15 protein-coding genes and 1 riboswitch are annotated in these 15056 nt (G+C 68.9%); of the genes, 11 read left to right on the top strand and 4 right to left on the bottom strand.

Going from position 1 to position 15056, the window contains the following annotated elements; translation table 11 throughout:
* Window positions 1-4 precede the first annotated feature (4 nt).
* The 3 genes from V5F78_RS19370 to V5F78_RS19380 are packed head-to-tail and all read left to right on the top strand — an operon-like array spanning window position 5 to window position 2363.
* Window positions 5-409, top strand: a complete 405-nt coding sequence (locus tag V5F78_RS19370) for a 6-pyruvoyl trahydropterin synthase family protein (RefSeq protein ID WP_348843777.1) — start codon at window positions 5-7, stop codon at window positions 407-409.
* Window positions 406-1467: a glycosyltransferase family 4 protein gene (locus V5F78_RS19375; RefSeq protein WP_394070246.1), complete on the top strand. Its 1062-nt coding sequence runs from the start codon at window positions 406-408 to the stop codon at window positions 1465-1467. Before V5F78_RS19370 ends, V5F78_RS19375 begins: the two co-directional genes overlap by 4 nt.
* Entirely contained in the window at window positions 1464-2363 is a 900-nt protein-coding gene (locus V5F78_RS19380; protein ID WP_394070247.1) for an SAM-dependent methyltransferase, read from the top strand. The genes V5F78_RS19375 and V5F78_RS19380 overlap by 4 nt, the downstream gene beginning before the upstream one ends.
* Here V5F78_RS19380 and V5F78_RS19385 read toward each other — a convergent pair.
* Both V5F78_RS19385 and V5F78_RS19390 read right to left on the bottom strand, forming a co-directional pair.
* Window positions 2350-2901, bottom strand: coding sequence for a cytochrome b (locus V5F78_RS19385; protein WP_394070249.1), 552 nt, complete (start codon window positions 2899-2901; stop codon window positions 2350-2352). The genes V5F78_RS19380 and V5F78_RS19385 overlap by 14 nt on opposite strands.
* Window positions 2861-3667 carry a RibD family protein gene (locus V5F78_RS19390; RefSeq protein WP_394070250.1) on the bottom strand — a complete coding sequence of 269 codons (807 nt, stop codon included), beginning with the start codon at window positions 3665-3667 and terminating at the stop codon, window positions 2861-2863. Before V5F78_RS19390 ends, V5F78_RS19385 begins: the two co-directional genes overlap by 41 nt.
* 226 nt (window positions 3668-3893) lie before the next feature.
* Here V5F78_RS19390 and ribA point away from each other — a divergent pair, with 226 nt between their 5' ends.
* Both ribA and V5F78_RS19400 read left to right on the top strand, forming a co-directional pair.
* Entirely contained in the window at window positions 3894-5003 is a 1110-nt protein-coding gene (gene ribA, locus V5F78_RS19395; protein ID WP_394070252.1) for a GTP cyclohydrolase II RibA, read from the top strand.
* 173 nt (window positions 5004-5176) lie between these two features.
* Window positions 5177-5929: an SDR family oxidoreductase gene (locus tag V5F78_RS19400; RefSeq protein ID WP_394070253.1), complete on the top strand. Its 753-nt coding sequence runs from the start codon at window positions 5177-5179 to the stop codon at window positions 5927-5929.
* 96 nt (window positions 5930-6025) lie between these two features.
* On the opposite strand, the gene V5F78_RS19405 is transcribed toward V5F78_RS19400, so the two are convergent.
* Together V5F78_RS19405 and V5F78_RS19410 are read right to left on the bottom strand one after the other, a co-directional pair.
* Complete coding sequence (locus V5F78_RS19405) at window positions 6026-6871, bottom strand: oxidoreductase (protein ID WP_394070254.1); 846 nt, start codon at window positions 6869-6871, stop codon at window positions 6026-6028.
* A gap of 116 nt (window positions 6872-6987) precedes the next feature.
* Entirely contained in the window at window positions 6988-7506 is a 519-nt protein-coding gene (locus V5F78_RS19410; protein WP_394070255.1) for a MarR family winged helix-turn-helix transcriptional regulator, read from the bottom strand.
* Window positions 7507-7643: 137 nt separating this feature from the next.
* Between V5F78_RS19410 and V5F78_RS19415 the strand changes: the two genes are divergently transcribed.
* The 6 genes from V5F78_RS19415 (at window position 7644) to V5F78_RS19440 (ending at window position 15049) form a co-directional block, all read left to right on the top strand.
* Complete coding sequence (locus tag V5F78_RS19415) at window positions 7644-9053, top strand: MATE family efflux transporter (protein WP_394070257.1); 1410 nt, start codon at window positions 7644-7646, stop codon at window positions 9051-9053.
* Window positions 9054-9101: 48 nt separating this feature from the next.
* Window positions 9102-10022: a 2-dehydropantoate 2-reductase gene (gene panE / locus V5F78_RS19420; protein ID WP_394070258.1), complete on the top strand. Its 921-nt coding sequence runs from the start codon at window positions 9102-9104 to the stop codon at window positions 10020-10022.
* A 67-nt stretch (window positions 10023-10089) separates the two neighbouring features.
* A riboswitch (cobalamin riboswitch) is annotated at window positions 10090-10299 on the top strand.
* Between the two features lie 107 nt (window positions 10300-10406).
* The gene (locus V5F78_RS19425; protein ID WP_394070260.1) at window positions 10407-12401 is read left to right on the top strand and encodes a TonB-dependent receptor plug domain-containing protein; all 1995 of its coding nucleotides are present in this window, start codon (window positions 10407-10409) and stop codon (window positions 12399-12401) included.
* A gap of 10 nt (window positions 12402-12411) precedes the next feature.
* Entirely contained in the window at window positions 12412-13257 is an 846-nt protein-coding gene (locus V5F78_RS19430; RefSeq protein ID WP_394070262.1) for an ABC transporter substrate-binding protein, read from the top strand.
* Entirely contained in the window at window positions 13254-14261 is a 1008-nt protein-coding gene (locus V5F78_RS19435) for a FecCD family ABC transporter permease (RefSeq protein WP_394070264.1), read from the top strand. The genes V5F78_RS19430 and V5F78_RS19435 overlap by 4 nt, the downstream gene beginning before the upstream one ends.
* The gene (locus V5F78_RS19440; RefSeq protein WP_394070265.1) at window positions 14258-15049 is read left to right on the top strand and encodes an ABC transporter ATP-binding protein; all 792 of its coding nucleotides are present in this window, start codon (window positions 14258-14260) and stop codon (window positions 15047-15049) included. Before V5F78_RS19435 ends, V5F78_RS19440 begins: the two co-directional genes overlap by 4 nt.
* Window positions 15050-15056: the final 7 nt, after the last annotated feature.

The raw sequence follows: 15056 nt of genomic DNA on the forward strand, positions 1-15056 counted from the left end.
TCCCATGTATGCAGTGGAAGTGCGCGACCACATCATGATCGCCCATAGTTTCAAGGGCGATCTGTTCGGCCCGGCCCAGGCGCTGCACGGCGCCACCTTCGTGGTGGACGTGGCGTTCTTCAGCCGCGAGCTGACCGCCGAGGGCGTGGTGGTGGACATCGGCCGCGCCCTCGATGCGCTCAAAGCGGTGCTCGGGCCCCTCACCTATCGCAATCTCGACGACCTGCCGGAATTCGCCGGTCGCAACACCACGACCGAAGTGCTGTGCCGCCATATCTTCGACCGCATGGCGGACGCGGCGCGCACCGGCGCCCTGGGCACGGGCGGCGATGCGCTCGCCAAGCTGCGCGTGACGCTGCATGAATCCCATGTGGCGCGGGCCTGGTACGAGGGCGATATCGCCGCATGATGGCGGCCGCCTTCGCGATCCCCGGCGACCTCGATCTGCCGACCGGCGGCTATGCCTATGACCGCGCGGTGCTGAGCCGCTTTCCGATGGACGGCCTTTCGCTGACGCATCTCGCCCTGCCGGCCGGCTTTCCCGCCCCGACCGACGCGCAAGTGGGCGAAGCCCTGGCCGCCGTCGCCGCCACCGCGCCACAGACCCTGCTGCTGATCGACGGTCTCGCCCTCGGCACCCTGCCGGCGGAAGGGCTCGCGGCGCTGAACCGGCGCATCGTCGCACTCATCCACCATCCGCTCGCTTTGGAGGCGGGCCTTTCGGCCGAAGAGCGCGCGCGCCTCGCGGCGAGCGAACGCGCGGCCCTCGCCCAGTGCGTCCATGTCATCGCCACCAGCCCGGCAACCGGGCGCACGCTCTGCAATGAATTCGGCATCGATCCCGCGCGCCTGACCATCGCGCTGCCGGGCTCCGCGGCGACCGCACGGGCGCCGGCAGACGGCAACCCGCCACGCCTGCTGGCCGTGGGCTCCCTTATCCCGCGCAAGGGATATGACGTGCTCCTTGAGGCCCTCGGCCGACTGAAGGGCGTCTCCTGGAGCCTGACCATCATCGGCAGCCTGGACCTGCACCCCGCGACAGTGGCGCAGGTGCGCGCCCTCATCGCCGCCCATGGTCTGGATGCGCGCATCACCCTCGCGGGGGCGCAGCCGCCGGAAAAGCTCGCGCAGGCGTTCGCCGCGAGCGACCTGTTCGTCCATCCCTCGCTGTTCGAGGGCTATGGCATGGTGCTGGCGGAAGCGATGCGCCACGGCCTGCCGATTGTCTGCACCACCGGCGGCGCGGCGAACGAGACCGTGCCGGACCGCGCCGCGCTGAAGGTGCCCCCGGGCGACGTGGAGGCCCTCGCCGGCGCCCTGCGCATCTGCCTGCTCTCTCCAAAAGAGCGCCGACGCCTCGCCGATGCCGCCTTCGCCGCCGGGCAGATGCTGCCCGATTGGGACCAGACCGCCCAGCTCATCGCCGGCGCGCTCAAGAGCGCCGCAGCGCCGGAGACTTTGTCATGACTGGATTTTCCACCCAATGGCTGGCCTTGCGCGAGCCTGCGGACATGGCCGCGCGCCACGCTGGCCTCACCGCCGATCTCGCGCTGCGTCTGGCCCGGCACGCGGGCGGCGCGGAAAGCGAACAGCGCATCGTCGATCTCGGCGCCGGCACCGGCTCCAACCTGCGCGCCACCGCGCCGCTGCTCGGCCCGCGCCAGAGCTGGCGGCTGCTGGATCACGATCCCACCCTGCTGGAGGCGGCACGCGCCGCCCTGGCCGCCTGGGGCGCCGAACAGGGCATGGCGGCCCATGCCGCAGGCGCCCGGCTGGTTCTGAAAGGGCCGGAGCGGCGCATCGCCATCGCCTTCGCCCAGGCCGACCTCGCCGCCGATCCCGCCGTCGGCCTTGATTCCATCGGGGCGGCGGCGCCGCATCTCGTGACCGCCTCGGCCTTCTTCGACCTCGTCTCCGCCGACTGGATCGCCCGGTTCGCGGCGCAGGTCGCGCAGCGCGGCGCGCTGTTCTACACGGTGCTGACCTGCGACGGCCGCGATGCGTGGCATCCCGGCCATGCGGCCGATGGCGAGATCGCCCGCGCCTTCCAGGCCCATCAGGCCCGCGACAAGGGCTTCGGCCCGGCCGCCGGTCCACAGGCCAGCGCTTTACTGGCCGAAGCCTTTCAGGCGCAGGGCTATGGCACGCGGGAGGAGAGTAGCCCCTGGCGGCTCGGCCCGCGCGAGGGTCAGCTGGTGGCCGCCCTCGCCGAGGGCACGGCCGGTGCGGTCGCGCAGACCGGGCTGCTGGCGGAAGAAACCGTGTCCGCCTGGCTGAACGCGCGCCGACATGCCAGTTGCGAGATCGGCCACGCCGATCTGCTCGCCTGGCCGCACCCGGCGCCCCCGCTCAGCCCCGGCTGAGCTGCGGCAGCATGCGCGACAGCACGCCGTCGCGTCGGACGATGCCGTGGTAGAGACCGGCGAGAATGTGGAGCGTCACCAGCGCGGCGGTGAAATAGCCGAGATATTGGTGGGCGCCGTTCAAGAGGTCGGAGAGGCCGTCATTCTTCGGCGCGATGGCCGGCAACGTGAACAGGCCGAACACGCTCACCGCCGAGCCATAGGCGGACGAGCCTGCCCAGCCGAGCAGCGGCATCACGAAGATCAGCACATAGAGCAGGTGATGGACGCCGTTCGAGGCGGCCCATTGCCAATCCGGCAGGCCGGGTGGGCGGGGCGGCTTGCCCTTCACCACCCGAACCGCCACCCGCAGCACGGCGAGGCACAGGATAGTGAAGCCGATGGAGCGGTGGAGATCGAAAAGCCGGTCCTGTGCCGGGCCGTCCGGCAGGCGCAGCATGATGAAGCCGAACGGAATCACCAGCAGCACCGCCGCCGCCGTGATCCAGTGAATCCACCTAGCCGGCGGAGAATAAGGAATGACCTGCGGCTCGCTCATGGTCGCGCGTCCCGTCCTCATGGGGGGAGCGGCCGTCCCCGGTGCCGATGTCTGAAACTTCAGCGCCCCGGGCCGCCGGCAGGCGCAGATCGCACGCAAACAGCACGTCGCCGTCGGGAAACACCTCGACCCGGCTCGCCGGTCGCAGCGCATCCTTCAGCGCGGCGATGGGCGCAAGCTCAAGGCCCGCACGGCCGGAGCCGAGAATGACCGCAGACACCAGCACATGGAAGCCGTCCATGCAGCCGGCATCGAGAAATGACGACAATGTGCGCGTGCCACCCTCCACCAGGATGCGGAACAGGCCCTGTGCCCGCAACGCCTCCAGGATCGCCTGTGGCGTCATGCGTCCAGAGGCGTCGGCGGCCACCGCCACCGCCTCCACCCCGGCGGGAAGTGCGCCCGTCACTTCAGGACGACGCAGCACGAGGCGGCGGGCCCCGTCCGCGCCCAGGCAGCGGGCTGCGGGATCGAGCCGGCCGGACGGATCAATGATGACACGGGCAGGATTTTTGCCCGGCACCCGGCGCACGTTCAGCAGCGGGTCGTCGGCGACGATCGTGCCGACCCCCACCAGCACCGCATCGGCGCTCGCGCGCAGCCGGTGCAGATGGTCCAGCGCATACCCGCCGCTGATGTATTTGGATTCACCTGAAACCGTGGCGATACGCCCGTCCAGCGATTGGCCGAGCTGGCCGATCACGAGGGAGCGATCCGCGCATTGGGCACTCGCGCTCAAGCTCAGGAATGGGTCATAGTTCTGCATCGCCCCCGACTTAGCATAAACGGGCGCTGCCGGATGCAGGGGCCGGCGTATCGCGCGATAGGATCGCGCCGGGCAAGAATGGTTGGGAACGCAACGGCAATGGCACCGTTTGGTGACGACGGCAGCACGCGCATCCCTCGGGACGTGGCGCGGCGGGCGGCCGGATGGCACGACGGGGCTTGCAGAAACGCGGCCGTGGCACATGTTAGTGGGTGAAGAGGCTGTAATGTCCCCTAGTCTGAATATTCTCGGTCGTGCGGATCCACGTATCACCGCTGTTGAGCGCGCCATTTCCGAACTGCGCTCCGGCCGGCCGGTCCTGCTGTCGCAGGGCGAGGATCGCGCGCTTGTGATCGGCGCCGAAGCCTTTGACGCGCCAATGGCCGCTGCTTTCGCCGAACACGTCCAGGGCATCGGCCGCCTCGTGCTGCCGGGGCCGCGCCTGTCCCGCCTCGGCGCTCCACGCGAAGATGACGGCTCGATCTCCCTACCCCAGATGGACCCGGAACGGGTGGGAATGCTGACCCTCAAGGTGGATGCGCGTATCGACGCGCCGGTCGCCCCCGCGACCGCGCTCGACCTGGCCGCGCTCGACTTGCTCGGCCTTGCGTTGGTGCTGCCCGCAGCGATCCTCGCGCCCAGCGACGGCATCGGACTGGACCAGGTGCTGCGGGTGGGTGGCGCCGACATCGCAGCCTTCCGCGCCCACCAGGCCGCCAGCCTCACCATCGTCGGCCGCGCCCCAGTGCCGCTGGAAGGCGCGCCAGAGACTGAATTCGTGGTGTTTCGGGGCGGCGAGGGCCTGCGCGATCAGGTGGCGATCATCGTCGGCAAGCCGGACCTCTCCCAGGCCGTGCCGGTGCGGCTGCATTCGGCCTGCCTCACAGGCGATCTGTTCGGCAGCCTGAAATGCGATTGCGGCGACCAATTGCGCGATACGGTCCAGCGCATGGCGCGCGGCACCGGCGGCGTGTTGCTCTATCTCGACCAGGAAGGGCGCGGCAACGGCATCGCCAACAAGATGCGTGCCTACAAGCTCCAGTCCGAGGGCTATGACACCTATGACGCCGATGCCGTGCTCGGCTTCGGGCTCGACCAGCGGCGGTTCGACTTCGCCGCCGAAATGCTGCGTCAGCTCGGCGTGACGGCGGTGCAGCTCATCACCAACAACCCCCAGAAGATCGCGGCCCTGAAGGCCGCCGGGTTGAACGTGGTGGCGGAACAGCGCGTGCTCGGCCGGCCGACGGTGGAAAATGTGCGCTACCTCGCCTCCAAACGCGACCGCGCCGGCCATTACATTGATTTCGAGGTGCTCGCCGCCCGCGCGCCGGATTGAGCGCCGGCACGGGGCGCTGGGCGGTCTGGCCAAATCAAAACGATTGAAATCTCTCCCCGCTTGGGCTTTCCATGGCGGGCCACTCTGTGCGCGGCTTAAGGTCCGCGCCGCCGTGTCCGGCGCTGGCCGAGGACGGCGGAAAGAGAAACGAGACCACTCGGGAGAGAGACTTCATGACCGCCACCACCAAGATCGCCCTCGTCACCGGCGCCGGCTCCGGCGTCGGCCGCGCCGTCGCGCAAGCCCTCGCGGGCGCCGGCTACAGCGTGGCCCTCGCCGGGCGCCGCCGCGAGGCGCTTGAGGCGACCGCTTCCTCGCTTGGCGACGCGCCCGCGCTGGTGGTGCCGACGGACGTCACCGACCCTGCCTCCGTCGCCGCCTTGTTCGCGGCGGTAAAGGAGGCCTATGGCCGGCTCGACCTGCTGTTCAACAATGCCGGCACTGGCGCTCCGGGCGTGCCGATGGAGGATCTCACCTACGAGCAATGGCGCACGGTGGTGGACACCAATCTCACCGGCCCGTTCCTGTGCACCCAGCGGGCGATCCGCATCATGAAGGCGCAGACCCCCATGGGCGGGCGCATCATCAACAACGGCTCGATCTCGGCACACACCCCCCGCCCCAATTCGGCGCCCTACACCTCCACCAAGCACGCAATCGCGGGGCTCACGAAATCCACCTCGCTGGACGGCCGTGCCTATGACATCGCCTGCGGCCAGATCGACATCGGCAATGCCGACACGGATATGGCCCAGCGCATCAAGAACGGCATCATCCAGGCGGACGGCTCGATGAAGCCGGAGCCGATGATCGACGCCAAGCACGTGGCCGACGCGGTGGTCTATATGGCGAGCTTGCCGCTGAGCGCGAACGTACAGACCATCACGGTGATGGCCACCAAGATGCCGTTCGTCGGCCGCGGCTGAGCCCCGACGCATTGACGGGTGCCCGAGCCGCCTCTTCCCGCACGCGGGGAGGGGCGCACCGTGCCGGGCGCAGCGGGGCGCCCGCCCGCGCTCTCGCTATTCGCGGAAATCCGTGTCGGCGGCCACGCTCTCCCACGCGTCGAGATCGGCCGCCACGCGCGCGAGCTTGGCGCGGATGTTGCGATGGGCATCCGGTCCGAGCGCGAGGCGCAAGGGCGGGTTTTCCGCATCCACCGCCTGAAGGATGACCGCGACGCCCCGCTGGGGATCGCCCGGCTGCGCGCCGGCACGGGTGGGCACAGCCGCGCGCACCACGCCCGCGGTCTCCTCATAGGCATCAATCCGGTCCGCCGCGAATGTGATGGAGCGACCGAGGAAATCGGTGCGGAAGGCGCCGGGCTCGACCAGAATCACCGAGATGCCAAGCGGCTCCAGTTCGGCGGCGAGCGCCTCGGAGAGGCCCTCCACGGCAAATTTGGTGGCGCTGTAATAGCCATAGCCAGCGCGCGACTGGAGCCCGAGGTTGGATGAGAACTGCACGATGCGGCCCCCCGTGCCCTGGCGCATCAGGGGCAGGGCGGCCTGCGTCGTCTCGATGAGCCCGAATACATTGGCGTCGAATAGAGCGCGATATTCCTCCGGCGCCGCCTCCTCCACCGCGCTGAGAAAGCCATAGCCGGCATTGTTGACCAACACGTCCAGCACGCCGAAAGCCGCTTGGGTGGCGGCCACCGCCGCCGTCGCATCGCCGGCACGGGTGACATCGAGAGGCGCCGTGCGCGCGGTTTCGGGATAGCGGGCGGCGAGGTCCGCGAGCTTTCCCGGATCGCGGGCGGTGAGCATCACGCGATCGCCGCGGGCCAGCACGGCCTCTGCGAGCACGCGGCCGAAACCGGCTGAGCAGCCGGTGATGAGCCAGGTCCGGAAGGGAGCTTTCGTCATGGGAGCAGTCTCGGTTCGGGCGGGAACGCTTCCTTAGAAGGATGCCTGCCCTGTCGCGTCAAATCACGTTGCAATGCCGGCGCCGGGACTGAGTCCGAGGCGGCCCGCGCGAACGCCTATTCTGGGGGGTCACGGCCTGCGAACGCGGCGGCGAATTCGGGCGAAGCGATGCGCTCCAGCGATGCGCGCAGAGCCTCTGCCTCGGCGAGCCCGAACACCGCCTCGAATCGCGCCTGCGCCTGCGCCCACAGGGCCATGGAGGCATCGAGCTTCGCCTTGCCCAGCGGCGTCAGCACCACCCGGCGGCTGCGCTTGTCCTGTTCATCCGGCACCAGCATCACGAGGCCGTCGCGCTCCAGCGGCTTGAGATTATGCCCGAGCGCCGAGCGATCGAGCACCAGCGCAGCGGAAAGCTCGCCCATGGTCGGCGATCCGGCCCGCGCGATGTGGATCAGCAGCGAGCGCTGGGTACCCTTCAGGCCGCACGGCGCCAGAACCGAATCGTACAGTTGCGACACCCGGCGGGTGGCCTTGCGCAAAGCCGTGCCGTTGCAACGCCCGGCATTGGGATAAGCGCCGGCGGACGTTGCGGGCTCACATCCCGCCCCGGTCGACGCGTTCTTGCGCCCTGCCATGTCCTTAACTCCTCACGGGGCCGTCAATTGACGAATACTCTCATATGCCCCTATTTTCAAATTTACGGGCATATGCCCCTACTTGCGATCCCGCCGGTGTTTTCCGCAACCGCTCCCGGCCGATTGGAGCCAGAGACATGCTCAAACTCCAGACCGATCCGGCCAGCCCCGCCCCCACGCAATCGCACCCGGCCGGGGGTGCCGCCGCCATGTCGTCGCGCACCCGCGCCCTTCTGGACGCCCCTGTGGTGCCCCTGCTCTTGCGCCTTGCGTGGCCGAACATCCTGGTGATGCTCGCCCAATCGAGCACCGGCCTGATCGAAATGGCCTTCATCGCCCGTCTCGGCATAGATGCGCTCACCGGCATGGCGCTGGTTCTACCGGTGCTGATCTTGATGCAGAACATGTCCCAGGGCGCCATGGGCGGCGGCATCTCCTCGGCCATCGCCCGCGCCCTCGGAGGACAGCGGCGGGCCGAGGCGGACAGCCTCGTGCTGCATGCGCTACTCATCAATGCCGGCTTCGGCCTCACCTTCTCCGCTTTGGTCCTGCTCTTCGGCCGGCCCCTGTTCGCCGTGCTCGGTGGCAGCGGCGCGTCTCTCGACGCCGCGCTCACCTATTCGCACATCCTGTTCGCGGGCATGGTGCTGCTCTGGATATTCAATGCGCTGGCCAGCATCATCCGCGGCACGGGCAACATGCTGGTACCCGGCATCGTCATCTGCGGCGGCGCGGTTCTGCTGGCGCCGCTCTCCTATGCGCTGATCCTAGGGCTTGGCCCGATTCCCTCCTTTGGCATCGCCGGCGGGGCGATCGCCATGCTGCTTTATTACGCCATCGGCGCCGCGATCCTGGGCTGGTACGTGGCCAGCGGGCGCAATGTGGCGCGCTTCGCCTGGACCCGGCTGCACCTGCCCTATGCCTGGAATATCCTAAAGGTCGGCGCGGTGGCCGCCGTGAACACGATCCAGCTGAACGTAACCATCGCCGTCACCATGGGGCTCGTGGCCGCCCATGCGGGACCCGGTGCGGTGGCCGGCTTCGGCACCGGAACCCGGCTCGAATATCTGCTGCCGCCGCTCGCATTCGGGCTCGGCGGGCCGCTGGTGGCGCTGGTGGGCACCAATATCGGCGCCGGGCAGAACCGGCGCGCGCTGCGGATCGCGCTGATCGGCGGCGCCTTTGCCTTTGCGCTGACGGAAACGGTGGGCCTTGCTGCCGCGCTCTGGCCGGCCGCATGGCTCGGCCTGTTCGACGCGACGCCGGAAATGCTGGAGGTCGGAACGGTGTATCTGCGCATCGTCGGACCCTTCTTCGGCTTCTTCGGGCTCGGCATGACGCTGTATTTCGCCTCGCAAGGCGCGGGGCGCCTCGGCTGGCCGCTTCTGGCCAGCCTGCTGCGGATGATCATCGCGACGGGCGGTGGCGCGCTGGTGCTCTCGGCCACCGGTTCGCTGTACTGGCTGTTCGCGGTCTATGCCTGTGGCCTGTTCGCTTATGGGGCCGTCGTGGGCGTGTCGGTCGCCTCGGGATCCTGGTTTCGCTAGAACATTTCGATCACCCCACCGACTCGGATCGGTTTATCGGAGCAAGCGATGCGTATTCTCGTGGTCGGTGCCGGTTCCACCGGCGGCTATTTCGGCGGTCGCCTGGCTCAGGCGGGCCGCGACGTGACATTCCTCGTCCGTCCCAACCGCGCAGCCCGCCTGCGGGCACGCGGGCTTGAGATCGTCAGCCCCCTCGGCGACGTGACGCTTCACCCGGGCATCGTGACCGCCGACCAGATCACCGGGCCGTACGACCTCGTCCTGGTCTCGGTGAAGGCGTTCGCCCTGGAAGCCGCGCTCGTCGACGTGGCGCCCGCCATCGGCCCCAAAACCATGATCCTGCCCGTGCTCAACGGCATGAAGCACATGGATCTGCTGGCCGACCGCTTCGGCGCCGATCGGCTCCTCGGCGGGGTCTGCAAGATCATGGGCCGCATCGACGATGAGGGACGCATCGTGCAGATGAGCCCGCTGCAGGAACTGACCTATGGCGAAACCGGCGGCACGCGCTCGGCGCGCATCGAAGCCCTTGACGCCGTGATGCAGGGCGCGGGCTTCGACGCGCAGCTCTCGGATCACATCCTGCTCGACATGTGGGAGAAGTGGGTGTTCCTCGCGAGCCTTGGCGCCACCACCTGCCTGCTGCGCGGCAGCATCGGGGACGTGGCCGCGGCGGGCGGCAAGGCCGTAGCCCTCGCCATCGTCGCCGAATGCGCCGCCATCGCTGAGGCTTCTGGATACGGCCCGCGACCGGCTTTGCTCTCCTGGACCCAGGCGCAACTCACGAGCGACGGCTCGCCCATGACCTCGTCGCTGTATCGCGATCTGAGCCAGGGCAATGCGGTGGAAGCCGACCAGATCATCGGCGATCTCGCCGCGCGCGCCCGAGCCCTCGGGATACCGACGCCGTTGCTGGAAGCCGTGGGCGTCGCGCTGAAGCTGTATGAGAACCGACGCGCGCAAGGCTGAGCGGCCGGTCCAGCGATCGAGCGGCCCGCACTGAGATCGTGCCGCTTGACGGTGCGCGCGCCCTGCGGCTAGCGTCAAGGCGACGGTTCCCCCAGGGGATCAAAAGGGAACGCGGTGAGTCGGCGCCTGGAAACAGGGGTTGGCGAAGCCGCGGCTGCCCCCGCAACTGTAAGCGGCGAGTCCTTCGTCATCAGCCACTGGGCCTTCGGGCCTGGGAAGGCGGCGAAATGGACGCTGACCCGCGAGCCAGGAGACCTGCCGTCAGCCGTGGTCACGCGCGTGCACATTGGGCGGGGTGTCCTGATGGTGGTTGATCCAGGCGGCTCCCGGGCCGTGGGGAGGCCTCGTTCGCGGTGACGGACCACTCGTCCCGCTGAGGCCCAAATGCCGTCCGCCTTGATTTTCCCCGTTCGCCGCGCCGCGCGCCGTCCCATGCTCGTCGCGCTGATTCTCTCCTTCGCCTCCGGCGTCGCCAATGCCCAGTCGGCGCCCCCCGCCGATGGCGCGTCGCAATCCATCGACCTGCCCGAGGTGGTGGTGAGCGCCACCGGCATGCCGACGCCAGTGGACCAGGTCGCCTCCTCCGTCAGCGTCGTCACCGCCGAGGAGATCGACCGCCAGCAATTGCGCACGGTTCCCCAAGTGCTTCAGTCGCTTCCGGGGCTCAATGTGGTGCAGACCGGCGGGCCGGGCGGGCAGACCTCGGTGTTCATCCGCGGGACCAATTCCAACCATGTGAAGGTGCTGGTGGACGGCATCGACGCCGGCAATCCGTCCAGTCCCACCGGCGCCTTCGACTTCGGCCAATTGCTCGCCACCGACCTTGCCCGCATCGAGGTGCTGCGCGGTCCCCAGAGCGGCCTCTACGGCTCGGATGCGATCGGCGGCGTGATCTCGATCACCACCAAGAAGGGCGAGGGGCCGGCCAAGGTGTTCGGCTACGTGGAAGGCGGCGCGCTCGGCACCTTCAACCAGGCGGCCGCGCTGAGCGGCTCAACGGACAAAGTGGGCTATTCCTTCAACGTCACCCATTTCTCTTCGACCGAGATCCCAGTGACGCCGCCCTCCATTGTCCCGCCGGGCTATCCGATCAATCCCAACGCCTATGACAACTGGACCTATTCGACCCGGCTCGATTTCCAGATGAGCGATGCGTTCGCGGTCAATTTCGTCGCCCGCTATATCGACAGCCGGCTTGCCTACACGCCGGATGTCTACCCGCCCCCGCTGTATGAAGGGCTGCCGGCGGCTGAGCGCTCCACCAGCCTCGCCAGCATGTTCTTCACCAAGGGCGAAGGCGTGTGGACGGCGCTGGACGGCGCGCTCAACACCACGTTCGGAGTGAGCGCCACGACCTCGTCCAACCCCACCACCGGGCCCAACAGCGACGTGAACGGCCAGTATGAGGGCGACCGGCAGACCTATTATCTGCGCTCGAACCTCGCCTTTGCGCCGGGGCAGAACCTGCTGGTTGGCGTGGAGCGGCGCAACGAGGCGATGACCTCCTCCACCCAATATACCGATCTTTCCGCCAGCACCGGCGACACCGGCGCCTATGCGGAACTCCAGGGCAAGCTGGGGGATCGCTTCTTCGGCGCCGCGAATATCCGCTTCGACAGCGACGACACGTTCGGCGATCATTCCACCTTCCGCCTCGCGCCGGGCTTCCTCATCCCCGAGACGGGAACCACGCTGAAAGGCAGCTACGGCACCGGCTTCAAAGCGCCCTCGCTGTACCAGCTCTATGCCCCCTATTACGGCAATGCGGAGCTGAAGCCGGAGGAAAGCACGGGCTATGATATCGGCTTCGAGCAAGAGGCGTTCGGCGGCCGGGTGACGTTCGGCGCCACCTATTTCCACAACGACATCACCAATCTCATCAGCTACGACCCGGTGACCTACCAGAACATCAACATCTCCAGCGCGACGACACAGGGCGCGGAAACCTTCGTGGCCTTCGCTGTGACCGACCGGCTGAAGCTGAGGATGGACTACACCTATACCGAAGCGGTGGGCTACATGCCGCCGGACACCTCCTTCGGGGCGGCCTGCGCGCCGCTGACCGACACTTCCTGCGCGCCGCTGCGGCGGCCGAACAACAAGGTGAGCGTCAGAGCCGACTGGAACCCCACGGACCAGCTCAATCTCTCCGCCACGCTGATCTACGCGTCCGCCTGGTGGGATATCGTGCGCCTCACCAGCGATTATATCGACCAGCCGGGCTACACCGTGGTGAACCTGGCGGCAAATTATGCCCTCACGCCCCAGGCGACCGTGTTCGCACGCATCGACAATCTGTTCGACCAGACCTACCAGAACCCGAACGGCTACCTTGCACCCGGCTTCGGGGCCTATGGCGGCCTCAAATTCACCTATTAAGGCGGACGGAATGAAACGCGTCGCGGGCCTGCTCGCTTGTCTGCTGCTCTGCGCGCCCGCCTCCGCGGAGGCGCAGAGGCCGATACGCATCGCCTCGCTCAATCTGTGCGCCGACGAACTGGTGCTGCGCCTCGCGGATCCGGACAAGGTCGCCTCGGTGACCTATCTGGCCCGCGACCCGCGCAGCTCCAATGTCGCCGATCTCGCAAAACGTGTGCCGGTGAACCGGGGCATCGCCGAAGAGATCGTGCCGCTCGCGCCCGATCTCGTCATCGTCGGTGCCTTCACCACCCGCACCACCACCGCCATGCTGAAACATCTCGGCATTCCGATCCTGGAACTGGGCGTGCCGTCGAGCCTGGAGGAGGCCTATGCGCAGATCCGCACGGTCGCCGACCAGATCGGCGAACCGGCGCGGGGGGAAGCGATGATCGGCGCCATGCAGCAGGCCTTCGCCGGCCTGCCGCCCGTGCCCGTTCACCGCGCCTCGGCCATCGTGCTGCGGCCGAACGGATTCACCGCGGGGCGCGGCTCCATCGTCGATGAGATCCTCGAACGCGCGGGTTATGCGAACCTTGCCGCGCGGCTCTCCACCGATCGCCTCGGCCAGCTCAATCTGGAGGAGATCGTCGAGGCCCAGCCGGACCTGCTGGTGATCAACGGCGGCGCGGATGCCCCACCCTCGCTGGCCGACGACCTCCTGCACCATCCTGCGCTCGCCCCGTTCGCAGCAGACGGGCGCACGCTGTCTCTCCCCACCCGCCTGTGGACCTGCGCGGGCCCTGAGCTCGCGCAGGCAGCACAACGCTTGGCGGCGAAGCGCCTGGCGGGCGCACGCATCGGCATGGCGCGATGAGCGCGTCCCCGCATCCCGGCCATGCTGCGCTTGTCGCCGCGCTCGCCCTCCTGGTCCTGGCGCTGTTCGCGGGCTCGGCGGCAATCGGCTATACGACGCTCGACATCTCCGCCGCGCTCGCCGACCTGCTCGCCGGGCGCGCGAGCCTGCCGGCGTTGGTTCTTTCGGAACTGCGCCTGCCGCGCGCCATCCTCGGCGCCACGGTGGGCTTCAGCCTCGGCATCACCGGCGCCGCGCTCCAGGGGCTCATGCGTAATCCCTTGGCCGACCCCGGCGTGGTGGGCGTCTCGGGCGCGGCGGCGCTCGGCGCGGTGGTGGCCTTTTATTTCGGCCTGTCGGCCAGCTTCGCCCTCGCGCTTCCGCTCGGCGGCCTCATGGGCGCGGGCATCGCCACCGCCTTCCTGCTGATGCTGGCGCGCCGGGGGGTGGGCACGGCCACCCTGATCCTCGCCGGCGTGGCGCTCAACAGCCTGACCGGAGCGCTCACCGCGCTCGCCCTCAATCTCGCGCCAAGCCCCTATGCGGCGCTGGAGGTGGTGTTCTGGCTCATGGGCTCCTTGTCAGACCGCAGCCTCGTGCACGTGGCGCTGGCGCTTCCGTTCATGATGGCGGGATGGGGCCTCGTGCTCGCCACCGGCCCCGCCCTGGATGCGCTGACCTTGGGCGAGGACACGGCCACCAGCCTGGGCTTTTCCCTGTCGCGCACGCGTCTGCTGGTGGTGGGGGGCGCCGCTGCGGCGGTGGGCGCGAGCGTCGCGGTGGCGGGCGCGATCGGCTTCGTCGGGCTGGTGGTGCCCCATCTGATGCGGCCGCTGGCGGGAAACCGGCCCGGCCGCCTGCTTCTGCTGAGCGGGCTTGCCGGCGCGGCGCTGACGCTGGGCGCCGACATCGCCGTGCGCCTCATCCCGACCCGGCCGGAGCTGAAGCTGGGTGTGGTCACGGCGATTATCGGCGCGCCCTTCTTCCTCGCCATGCTCCGGCGCTTGAAAATGGAGGGCGAATGATCCTCGAAGCGCTCCAGGTCAGCGTGGCGCGCGGCACGGCCCGCGTGGTGCGCGACCTCTCCGTGAAGGCGCAGCCGGGCGAAGTGCTGGGCCTCATCGGCCCGAATGGCGCGGGAAAAACCTCGCTGCTGCGCGCGCTGTGCGGGCTCGAACCGCTCGCCGGCGGGCGCGTGACCTATGGCGGACGCACCCTGGCCGAGATCGGCAGGCGCGACGGTGGCCGCACCCTTGCCTATCTCGCGCAGGGCGGACGAATCCACTGGCCGGTGCGGGTCGAACAGGTGGTGGCGCTCGGCCGCCTGCCGCATGGCGCGGCTGAGGTGGATGCCGCGACCGTTCGCGCCATGGCGGCGGCGGACGTGATGCATCTGCGGGACCGGACGGCCGGCACCCTCTCCGGCGGCGAGCGCGCCCGGGTGCTGCTGGCGCGTGCCCTGGCGGTGGAAGCGCCGGTGCTGCTGGCGGACGAGCCGGTCGCGGCGCTCGATCCCTATCACCAGCTCCAGGCGATGGAGCTGCTACGCGGCCTTGCCCGCGCCGGCACCACCGTAATCGTGGTGATTCACGACCTGACGCTCGCGGCCCGCTTCTGCGACCGCCTGGCGCTGATGACCGACGGCACCCTCTTGGCTGCCGGGCCCCCCGCGGAGGTGCTTACCCCTGACCGGGTGGCGAAGGCCTATGGCGTCACAGTGGAAACCGGCATGCGCGCCGGCGAAAAGTTCGTCCTGCCGTGGCGGCGCTGCGATGCGTCGCCACCACGTGCGCATGGGCATCCCCTCAGCTGACCGCTTC

The sequence above is a fragment of the Roseixanthobacter glucoisosaccharinicivorans genome (assembly GCF_043195095.2).
Classification (GTDB): domain Bacteria; phylum Pseudomonadota; class Alphaproteobacteria; order Rhizobiales; family Xanthobacteraceae; genus NCEH01.